1 protein-coding gene is annotated in these 1,153 nt (G+C 28.1%); it reads right to left on the reverse strand.

Annotated features, from left to right (window positions below; all coding sequences use genetic code 11):
* Positions 1–436: 436 nt before the first annotated feature.
* Positions 437–928: a hypothetical protein gene (locus tag H5203_RS21845; protein ID WP_182820312.1), complete on the reverse strand. Its 492-nt coding sequence runs from the start codon at positions 926–928 to the stop codon at positions 437–439.
* Positions 929–1,153: the final 225 nt, after the last annotated feature.

Here is a 1,153-nt window from a genome sequence, read left to right on the forward strand (position 1 = left end):
AAAAAATACTATGTTTTTCTAACTCTTCTTTTATCTTCATGTGTATATCTCCTTATATATATTAAATATATAACATAAAATATACAATACAATATTGACTTCTTTAGATGGGGTTCTATATTTTAGGATGTGCTTTAATACTAAAAGTTTTCAGTTTTGATTTTTAACTGATAGATGTTTAAGAATTTTTCAATATCTTCTTTATGTGTTAATGGTAATACGTCTTTGCCATGAAAATGAATATATAGACCTTCGTTGTTTTGAAAAATATAGGTTATTTGATTGATAATGTCGAGTTGCTTGTTGTACTCATTAGCAACGATTAAGAAAGCGGCTTTAATGCTCTCTCTCGTTGTATTCGTTGTTTGTCTTGTTTAATAAGTCCATTCGTAGTTGTTTTGCCGCTTCAATTGCCTTTGCTACTTTTAGTTGTTAATTAGTCGTTTAAAAATCTGTTTATGTTATTTCTCCACTCATTTAGAAAAACAATGTTTCCTTGGTTATCTATATTAGTTATTAACTTATCAATTTCAACGATTAGATCAGTAGCTACCAGTGTCATGATAGTTTTTGTTGCTTGTTGGTAGAAGTGAATAGCTCCTTGTTCCAGTATTGCCGCTAAACTGTATAAATCGTTATCACTCGGAAAAGCCAAGTCGGTAAGAATACTCATTGTTGCGTAGTTATCGCTTGTGTAGTCGTTGTCTGTGCCATATTCATAAATACCATCAATAAAATCACCGATGTATTTTTCTTTAACTAAATCAATATTTATTTCATTAAAAATGTGTTTTTCTGCTTGTGCTATAAAGTTTTCAGCCATAAAAAGATCTGTATTGATTTCCTTTGCTATTTCTAAAAATTCTATATTGTCTGTAATAGTGTTGATTTTAGTGTTTATTGCGTTTTGAAGTTCGTTGTAATTCATAATGTTTTTCCTTTTATTTATTATTAGGTCTTTCCCTCAACCTATACTTATATAATAATATATATTTATTTTAATTCAATACATTAAAATATATAGAATAATGAATAGTTAAAAAACATATTATATAATGCGTTTTTTCTTGATAATTATTTTTAAAAGTTTTGGAAGGGTTAGTCATGTGGCTCATGCGGTGGTTGATTTTAGGCGTTAAAAAAGGCGCTTAAA

Origin of the sequence: Pseudoalteromonas sp. SG41-1, assembly GCF_014164575.1 — a bacterium.
GTDB lineage: Bacteria > Pseudomonadota > Gammaproteobacteria > Enterobacterales > Alteromonadaceae > Pseudoalteromonas > Pseudoalteromonas rhizosphaerae.

What these genes read in the sequence shown, in the direction of transcription:
- H5203_RS21845 (WP_182820312.1), bottom strand. Translation starts at nt 928, where the DNA reads ATGAATTACAACGAACTTCAAAACGCAATAAACACTAAAATCAACACT.